This is a genomic window from Kocuria rosea (assembly GCF_023715525.1).
Taxonomy (GTDB): domain Bacteria; phylum Actinomycetota; class Actinomycetes; order Actinomycetales; family Micrococcaceae; genus Kocuria; species Kocuria rosea_A.
On sequence record NZ_JAMBOG010000034.1, the window covers coordinates 18,263 to 27,206 of the forward strand.

The 8,944-nt window shown below is 75.8% G+C and carries 7 protein-coding genes and 1 riboswitch; of the genes, 1 reads left to right on the plus strand and 6 read right to left on the minus strand.

Annotated elements, in window-relative coordinates:
* Positions 1-23: 23 nt before the first annotated feature.
* From rplU to M3185_RS16160, 6 genes are all read right to left on the minus strand, one after another.
* The gene (gene rplU / locus M3185_RS16135; protein WP_251334700.1) at positions 24-335 is read right to left on the minus strand and encodes a 50S ribosomal protein L21; all 312 of its coding nucleotides are present in this window, start codon (positions 333-335) and stop codon (positions 24-26) included.
* A 220-nt stretch (positions 336-555) separates the two neighbouring features.
* Positions 556-2,073, minus strand: a complete 1,518-nt coding sequence (locus M3185_RS16140; RefSeq protein WP_251334692.1) for a bifunctional hydroxymethylpyrimidine kinase/phosphomethylpyrimidine kinase — start codon at positions 2,071-2,073, stop codon at positions 556-558.
* Positions 2,070-2,756 carry a thiamine phosphate synthase gene (gene thiE, locus M3185_RS16145; RefSeq protein ID WP_251334693.1) on the minus strand — a complete coding sequence of 229 codons (687 nt, stop codon included), beginning with the start codon at positions 2,754-2,756 and terminating at the stop codon, positions 2,070-2,072. Before thiE ends, M3185_RS16140 begins: the two co-directional genes overlap by 4 nt.
* Positions 2,753-3,628 carry a hydroxyethylthiazole kinase gene (gene thiM, locus M3185_RS16150; protein WP_251334694.1) on the minus strand — a complete coding sequence of 292 codons (876 nt, stop codon included), beginning with the start codon at positions 3,626-3,628 and terminating at the stop codon, positions 2,753-2,755. Before thiM ends, thiE begins: the two co-directional genes overlap by 4 nt.
* Positions 3,619-3,712: riboswitch (TPP riboswitch) on the minus strand. It overlaps the preceding gene by 10 nt.
* A 69-nt stretch (positions 3,713-3,781) precedes the next feature.
* The gene (locus M3185_RS16155; protein ID WP_251334695.1) at positions 3,782-4,510 is read right to left on the minus strand and encodes a nuclear transport factor 2 family protein; all 729 of its coding nucleotides are present in this window, start codon (positions 4,508-4,510) and stop codon (positions 3,782-3,784) included.
* 183 nt (positions 4,511-4,693) lie between these two features.
* The gene (locus M3185_RS16160; protein ID WP_251334696.1) at positions 4,694-7,825 is read right to left on the minus strand and encodes an Rne/Rng family ribonuclease; all 3,132 of its coding nucleotides are present in this window, start codon (positions 7,823-7,825) and stop codon (positions 4,694-4,696) included.
* Between the two features lie 435 nt (positions 7,826-8,260).
* On the opposite strand from M3185_RS16160, the gene M3185_RS16165 reads away from it, so the two are divergent.
* Entirely contained in the window at positions 8,261-8,896 is a 636-nt protein-coding gene (locus M3185_RS16165) for a vitamin K epoxide reductase family protein (protein WP_251334697.1), read from the plus strand.
* Positions 8,897-8,944 lie beyond the last annotated feature (48 nt).

Here is an 8,944-nt window from a genome sequence, read left to right on the forward strand (position 1 = left end):
AGTCTGGAGGGAAACCGGGCCGATCAGGCGCCGATGCCGGTCACCTTCACGGTGGTCAGCTCGGCGCGGAAGCCCTGGCGCTTCTTGTAGCCGGTCTTGTTCTTGAACTTCTGGATGGAGATCTTCGGACCGCGCAGGTTCTCGACGATCTCGGCCGTGACCTTGGTGTTGGCCAGGGTCTGGGCATCCGAGGTGACCTTGTCCCCGTCGACCAGCAGCAGGGCAGGAAGCTCGATGGTGCTGCCTGCTCCGCCGGCGACGCGGTCAAGGGTAACGAGGTCTCCGACGGAAACCTTTTCCTGGCGGCCGCCAGCGCGGACAATCGCGTACACCACTTGGGAACTCACTTCTCTCGACGTCATGTGTAAACAGTGTGGGTCGAGCGCATACCTGTCAGGACCAACGACGTTGAGACGAGCTCACGGTGACCGGGCCGTGGGACGGAGCCGTGGTCAGCGCAGGTTCGCCGCAATTCAGGAACTGCACCCGCATGTGCCTCCAGGTGGGGTGTTCGAGTTAAACACGCGCGCACCGGCATGGCACCGAAGATCAAGACTACTCGATGGCGACAACCCCCGGCAAACGGCCCGCCGTCCCGGGCGCGGCGAAGAAGTCCCGCTCCAGGGCGCACGCCTCGAGGAAGACCTCCCGCATGCGCTCGCGCACGGCCGGGGCGGCGTCCCGGGCGGCCTCGTCCAGCAGCCGCCGGGCGGTGCGGGTCGCCTCCTGGAACCCCTCGTCGGCGTAGGTCGCCAGCCAGTCCGCGTAGGGGTGCTCGGCCCCGCCCGCGGCCGCCGCGAGCTCCTGCAGGTGCCGGCCGACCTCGGCGTAGACCCAGTAGCACGGCAGGACCGCGGCCAGGCCCACGGGGTAGGGCTCCGCGGCGGTGGCCGCGAGCAGGAACGTCGTGTAGCGCCGCGTCGTCTCCCCCGGCCCGTCCGGGCGCTCGCGCCCGGCGTGGCGCAGCCGGGCGCGGTGCAGCTCGGCCTCCGTCTCGGTGCACGCCAGGGCCCCGGCCGCGAAGAACAGCCGGTGCTCCTCGCTGGGGGCGCGGGCCGCCAGCAGCGCCAGGGCCCGGCTGTAGCCGTCGAGGTACTGCAGGTCCTGGTCGAGGTAGGCGAGGAACCGCTCCGGCTCCAGCCCTCCGTCGCCGAGGCGGCGGACGAACTCGAGCTCCTCGATCTCGCGGCGCACCGGGGCGGAGGCCGCCCACAGCGCGTCGCTGAACCGCCCGGGCTCCGTGCCCCAGACCGCGAGGGCGTCCTGGACGTGGTGGAAGTGGTGCACGGGCCCGCTGCCGTGGCCCACCTCGAGCTCGTCGGCGTGCTCGAGGGCCCCGCGCAGCCAGTCCCGGGCGATCCGCAGGCTGGTCGACCAGTCCCCGTGGCGGACCTGGAGGGTCGCCAGGGCGGAGGACAGGGAGCAGCCGGTGCCGTGGGAGTTGCGGGTGGGCACGCGGGCCCCCTCGTAGGCGACGAGCGGCTCGGGGCCGTCCGGGCCCACGAGGGCGTCCGGGGTGCGGTCCCCGGCGAGGTGCCCGCCCTTGACGAGCACGAGCGTCCCGTGCGCGCGGGCGACGCGGTGGCCCTGGGCGAGGGCCTGCTCCCACGACGACGCCGGGGCCTCCTCCGCCAGCACGGCCAGCTCCTGCAGGTTGGGGGTGACGAGGTCGGCCAGGTGCAGCGCGGCGCGCAGCGCGTCCTCGGCGTCGGGCTCGAGCAGGCGCCCGCCCGAGGTTGCGACCATGACCGGGTCCAGGACCACGACGGGCGGGCGGTGCCGCTCCAGCCACCGGGCGACGGCCTCGATGACGGGCACGGAGCCGAGCATCCCGATCTTCACGGCGTCGACGACGACGTCCTCGGCGACCGCGTCGAGCTGGGCGGTGAGGAACTCCACGGGGGGCACGTGCACGCCGCGCACCCCCTGGGTGTTCTGGACGACGACCGCCGTGACGGCGCTCATCCCGTAGCCGCCCATGGCGGCGATCGACTTGAGGTCGGCGTGCTGGCCCGCCCCGCCCGTGGGGTCGGTGCCGGCGACGGCCAGGACGCGGGGGGTCCGGGCGCTCACCGGGCGGTCCCCGCCGGCACGCGCCCCGCGTCGAAGGCGCGCAGGTAGCGCCCGGCCGCCGCGGCCGGGTCGGGGTCGGCGCAGATCCCGGAGACCACGGCGAGCCCCGCGGCGCCGGCCCCGCGCAGGGCGGCGGCGTCCTCGACCCGCACCCCGCCGATGGCCAGGCACGGCAGGGTGGTGCGCGCCGCGGCGCGGGCGAAGCCCGCGACCCCCAGCGGCTCGGGGTGGTCGGGCTTGGTGCGCGTCGCGTGCACGGCTCCGACGCCGAGGTAGTCGACGGTGCCGGCGGGCAGCGCGGACGCGGCGTCGAGCTCCTCGGCGGTCGCGGCGCTGAGCCCGAGCACGGCGTCCGGACCGATGATCCGACGGGCCAGCTCGACCGGCAGGTCCGACTGGCCGACGTGCACGCCGGCCACGGGCGCGCCGGCCGCCCGGGCGGCGAGGTAGACGTCGGCGCGGTCGTCGACGAGCACGGGCACGCGGTGCCCGACGCGCTCGGCGACGGCCACCAGCAGGGCGACCAGCTCGCGGGCGGGGGCGTGCTTGTCCCGGACCTGCACCATGCCGGTCCCACCGGCCACGGCGGCCGCGACGACGTCGGGCACGGTCCGGGGGGCGCTGAGCGCCGTGTCGGTCACCAGGTGCAGGGCCAGGGCGGCGGGGTCGAGGCGGGGGTTCATCGGGCGGCCCCCTCGCGCACGAGCCCGGCGCGGGCCGCGACCTGCTCGGGGGTGATCGCGTCCAGCCGATCGAGCAGGGCCACGGCGAAGGACCCGGGGCCGGCGGCCTGCGCCGCGGCGTCCTCGGCGGCCAGGGTGTAGACGGTCGTGGCCGCCACCGCGGCGGCGGCCGGGTCCTCGCGGACCCCGGTGAACGCGGCCATGAGCGCCCCGAGGGCGCACCCGCCCCCGGTGACGCGGGTGAGCAGCGGCGTGCCGTGCGGCACGCGCACGACCGTGCCGTCGGCGGCGCGCACGAGGTCGACCGGCCCGGAGACGGCCACGGCGGACCCGGCCCGGACCGCCAGCGCGGCGGCGGCGTCGCGGGCGGCGTCGACGCCGTCGGTCGCGTCGGTGCCCCGCCCGCCGGCGCCCCCGGCGAGGCCGATGACCTCGGAGGCGTTGCCGCGCACGATCGCGGGGCGGAACTCCAGGAGGTCCCGGGCGAAGGCGGTGCGCACGGGCAGCGCGCCCACGGCCACCGGGTCGAGCACCCACGGCCGCCCCGCGCGCAGGCGCGCGCCGACGGCCTCGTAGGCGGCGCCGCGCTGCTCGGCGGTCGGGGTGCCCGTGTTGACGAGCAGCCCGTCGGCGAGCTCGGCGAACACGCCGCCCTCGCCCTGGATGTCCGTCATGGCCGGGGACGCGCCCACGGCGAGCAGGACGTTGGCGGTGAAGTTGGTGACCACCGTGTTGGTGATGCACTGCACGAGGGGCACGGCGGCGCGCAGGTCCTCGAGCGCGGCGGCCGCGGCCTCGGCGAGCGCGGGATCCGGCGGGGCGGCGCCCCCGGTGCGTGGTGGGCGGGCGGGGGCGGAGACGGCATCGCGCATTGCGACATCCCTTCGCTAGTGCTGACTAGATCAGGTTCAACGGGTGTGTTCTCAGCCGCGCGTGCGGCACCCCGTGTCACGAGTCCTGCCAGTCTAGCCGCCGCCGGGCCCCGCCCGGGGCCCGCGTCGTCGGCCAGGTCCTCGCCCGCGGGCTCAAAACATGCCGTTGGCGTGCGCCATCGTCTCCGGCACCGGCTGGGCGACGCCCCAGTGCTCCGCGATCCGGCCGTCCTCGAGGCGCCAGAGGTCGTAGCAGGCGACCGTGCCGGCGGGGCCGGCGTCTCCCCCGGCGACGGCCTCGGCGACCGTCAGCACGAAGTTGCCCTCGCCGACCACCCGGTGCAGCCGCCGGTACGCGGGCCGCGGGCCGTCCTGCGCTCCGGCGGCGTGCTCCGCGCAGCCCCCGGGGCTCATGTGGTCCCGGACCGCACGAGGGTCCCCGCCGACGAGGGCGGCCTCGACCCACTCGGCGGCGAGGCGCTTGTTCTCCTGCGTGCGCTCGTGGTCCGCGACCGCGACGGGACCGTCGAGCTGGGGGCGGGTGCCGTCGGGACCGGGGACGAGGGGCTCCATGGCGTCCCAGTGCTCGGCGATCCGGTCGCCCTCGAGGCGGAACACGTCGAAGGCGACCAGCGGCTCGGGGCCCAGCCCCTCGTAGACCGCGTGGACGGCCACCGTGCCGTGGTCCTCGAGCATCCGGACGACCTCGAGGCGGAAGCCGTCGGGGATGTGCTGGAGGAACTGCCGGAGGCCCTCGCGTCCGTCCGGGGCCAGCGGCGAGTGCTGGACGAAGTCCTCCGTGTAGTGGCGCTCCACGGCCGTCGGGTCCCGGCGGGCGAAGAGGTCCGCGCCGGCGCTGCGGATGACGTCTGCACTGGTCATGGCGATGCTCCCTGGAACGGGCGGCCGCACTCCCCGACGGATGGGACGGCGGCCCCGGGTGTGGTGCGCACCACGGTACGCCGCCGCGCGCGGGCCCCGCAGGCCGGGACGCTGCGTGACGGCCCCCGACGACGGAGGACCCCGACCGTGCCGGTCGGGGTCCTCCGTGGCGGGCGGGCCGGGTCAGCCCTGGCCGGCGGGCCTGCCGCTGGTGAGGTCCTGCGCCTTGACGCCGACGCCCACGATGGTCGGCGCCGCGGCGCCCGGCTGCTGCTCGCTCCGCTCGGCGGGCAGCTTCGCGACGACGCGCACGCCCTCGGCGGTGCTCGTGCGCCCGGCGGTCACCTCGGCCTCGCCGGGCCGGGCGACCGGGGCGGTGGCCCGGCGCGAACGGCGCCGGGGACGCACCGGCTCGGGGTCCGGGCGGGAGGCGGCCGCCGCGGCGGGGGCCGGGTCCTGCGCCGGAGCCGGGCGCTCGGCGGTCTCCCGCCGCGGCGTCTGCTCGGGGGCCTGCTGCCGCGGGGCCTCCGGCTCGGTCGGCGCCTCCGGCTCGGCGGGCGCCTCCGGCGCGGACGGGGCCTCCGGCTCGGCGGGCGCCTGCTGCTCCAGGGCCTCCGCGAGGGAGTCGAGGCTCAGCGGCGCCGCGGCGGGCTCCTCCGCCGCCGGCGCGTGGCCGTGCGGCAGCTCGATCACCTCGCCGTTGATCGTCAGGCGGGAGCCCTGCTCGGCGGGCGCCGGGCGCTCCGTGGGGGCCCCGGCGGGCTCGGCGGGGCGGGTCTGCTCGTCCTGGCGCTGCTCGGCCTCGGCGCCCTGGCCCCGGTTGCGGCTGCGCTTGCCGCGCCGCTTCTTCCGGGACCGCCCGGAGCCCTCCGCCCGGGCCTCCGCCTCGGCGTCGGCGGCGGTCTCCGCGGCCGGCTGCCGGCCGTCCTCGGCCGGGGTCTCGTGGTGGGTGGCCGCGGCGATGGTGGCGAACGCGGTCCGCGCGGCCTCGGCCTTGGCCCTCACCGCGGGGTCCGGCTCGCGGGCGGGTGCCTCGGCCTGGACCGGCTGCTCCGGGGCCTTGTCGCCCCGGCGGCTGCGCTTGCGCTCCGTGCGGTTCTGCCGCTGGTCGCGGAACTCCCCGGTGGCCCCGCCGGAGCGGCCCTCCAGCGGGTGGTCGTGGACGACGACGCCGCGGCCGGCGCAGTGCTCGCACGGCTCGGAGAAGACCTCGAGCAGGCCGGTGCCCATGCGCTTGCGGGTCATCTGCACGAGGCCCAGCGAGGTCACCTCCGCCACCTGGTGCTTCGTGCGGTCCCGGCCCAGGCACTCCACGAGCCGGCGGAGCACGAGGTCGCGGTTGGACTCCAGGACCATGTCGATGAAGTCGATGACGATGATCCCGCCGATGTCCCGCAGGCGCAGCTGCCGCACGATCTCCTCGGCGGCCTCCAGGTTGTTCTTGGTGACGGTCTCCTCGAGGTTGCCCCCGGAGCCCGTGAACTTCCCGGTGTTGACGTCGACGACCGTCATGGCCTCGGTCCGGTCGATCACCAGCGAACCGCCCGACGGGAGGTAGACCTTGCGCTCGAGTGCCTTCTGGATCTGTTCCTCCACCCGGTAGTTGACGAACAGGTCCTCGTCCTCGTCCCACTTCTGGAGCCGGTCGAGCAGGTCCGGGGCCACGTAGGTCACGTAGGCCTCGATGTTGTCCCACGCCTCCTCGCCCTGGACCACCATCGTGGTGAAGTCCTCGTTGAAGACGTCGCGGACGGTCTTGATGGTGAGGTCCGGCTCGGCGTAGAGCATCTCCGGGGCCAGCGTCTTCGTGGATCCGGCGCGCTCCTGGATCTGCTCCCACTGGGCGCGCAGCCGGTTGATGTCGTGGGTCAGCTCCTGCTCGGAGGCGCCCTCGGCGGCCGTGCGCACGATCACGCCCGCGCCGTCCGGCAGCCGGTCCTTGAGGATCTTCTTCAGCCGGGCGCGCTCGACGTCGGGCAGCTTCCGGGAGATGCCGGTCATGGACCCGCCGGGGACGTAGACGAGGTAGCGGCCGGGCAGGGAGATCTGGCTGGTGAGGCGGGCGCCCTTGTGCCCGACCGGGTCCTTGGTGACCTGCACGAGGACGGAGTCCCCGGACTTCAGGGCGTTCTCGATCCGGCGGGGCCCGCCCTCGAGGCGGGACGCGTCCCAGTTGACCTCACCGGCGTAGAGCACGGCGTTGCGGCCGCGGCCGATGTCGATGAACGCGGCCTCCATGGACGGCAGCACGTTCTGCACCTTGCCCACGTAGACGTTGCCGATCAGCGAGTCCTGCTGGGTGTGCGAGACGAAGTGCTCGGCGAGCACGCCGTCCTCGAGGACGCCGATCTGGATCCGGTTCTCCTTCTGCCGGACGAGCATCTGCCGCTCGACCGACTCGCGGCGGGCGAGGAACTCGGCCTCCGTGATCACCTGGCGGCGGCGGCCGGACTGGCGGGACTCGCGGCGGCGCTGCTTCTTGGCCTCGAGGCGCGTGGAGCCCTTCACGGCGACGACCTCGTCGCTCGTGGCGGCCTCCGCGACGCGGGGCGCGCGCACGCGGGTGACGGTGTTGGGCGGGTCGTCGTCGCTGCCGCCCACGAGCTCCATGTCGACCTCGCCGCGGCGGCGGCGGCGCCGGCGCCGGCTGGTCACACCACCGCCGGAGTCCTCCGCGCCCTCGTCGGCGGCCTCGGCGGTCTCGGCGTCCACGCCGTCGCCCTCGTCCTCGACGGAGGCCTCCTCCTCGCGGCGGCGCCGCGCCTCGCGCCGGCGGGCGGCCCGCTGCTGGGCGGCCTCCCGCAGCTCGTCGAGGTCGGGGGCGTGGAACATCAGCGAGGTCGCGGTCACGGCCGCGGACAGCGCGGTCAGCGGGTCCTCGTCCTGCTCGTCGCCGTCCTCGCCGTCGCTCTCGTCGTCGTGCTCGTCGGCGGCCGGGCCCCCCAGGTCCTCGGCCTCCCCGGACGGCTCCACGCCCTCGGCGGCCTCCTCGGCCCCGGGCGTGCCCGGCGCGGGGTGCTGCGGCGCGGCGGCCTCCTCGGCCACCGACCCGGGCCCCTCGCCCGGCACCGCGGTCCCCGGGGGGACGTCCAGGACGTCCGCCCCCGTGGCCTCGCCCGCCGCAGCGCCCTCCGGCTCGCCGGCGGCGGGCTCGTCGAGCACGTCACCCGGCCCGTCGGTGAGCGCGGCGGGGCCGGTCTCCTGCACCGTCCCGTCGGCCGCCGGGGCGTCCCGGCGGGCGTCGTCCGATGTGTTCTGCTGACCAGCGTCCAGGGCGTCGTGCGCCCCGTCCTGGTTCACCTGTTCGGCATCCATATACAGCTGTGCTCCTGCCGCGGTACGCCGTCCGTACCCGGTCCCCGCAGCTGCTTGGTCGGCCTTTCGCCGGTGGGGTCCACGCGGCGGCCGGAAGTCCTGTGCGTACCCGCCGCGTCCCTCACGCCACGCGAACGGGCGGGGACGGCAACGAGCCGGTCCGGAGCTCCGAGCCGCTGCTCACGAGGGCAGCGGTCTTTGGGCCGGCGGCGGACGCGCTCAATCCGTTGAGAGCCGCGGGTCCTGCCGACCGGGGTCGGAGTCCAACCGGGCCGAACCCCGCGTACGGGCGGGGACGACCGTGGCCATTGTCTCACAGTCGCCCGGGTCCGTCCCGGATTGCGCCCGCGCCCGGCTCCGGCAGGCGCCGCCGGCCCGCCCGGACCCTCGCCGGGGAGGGGTCCGCGGGACACCGCATCGCCTAGGATCGGCAGTGTGACACCGACACCGTCCTCCCTCGACGACTCCCCCGCCCTGCGGGCCGACCTCGGCCCCGCGCCCGCGGACCGCCGCTGGGGCCTCGTGGCCCTCGTCACGGCCGCGTTCGGCTTCTACGGAGCCGCCACCCTGGTCCACGAGCGGCTGCAGCTGTTCCTCGACGCCGGGCACCGCACCAGCTGCGACATCAACTCGTGGCTGTCCTGCGGCACCGTGATGCGCACCCCGCAGGCCGAGGCGTTCGGCTTCCCCAATCCGTTCATCGGCATCGTCGCCTACGGGATCGTGCTGGCGGTCGCCCTCGCGGTCCTCGCCGGCGCCCGCTTCGCCCCCTGGTACTGGTGGTGCGTCCAGGCCGGGGTGACGCTGGGCTGGGCCTTCGTGCTGTGGCTGTGGTGGCAGACCACCTTCGAGATCAACGCCCTGTGCCTGTACTGCATGCTCGTGTGGATCATGCAGACCGTCCTGCTCGTGCACACCACCGCCCGCAACCTGGGCGCCGGGGTGATCCCCGCCCCGGCCGCCGTGGCCCGCGCGGCCGGCTCCTGGGCGTGGTTCGCCTCCGCGGCGCTGCTCGTGGTGATCTTCGGGACCGTGCTGGTCCGCTTCGCCGGGGTGATCTTCCCCGCCTGAGCCGGACCGCGCCGCTGCCCGCGGACGACGAACGGCCCGCCTCCCGGA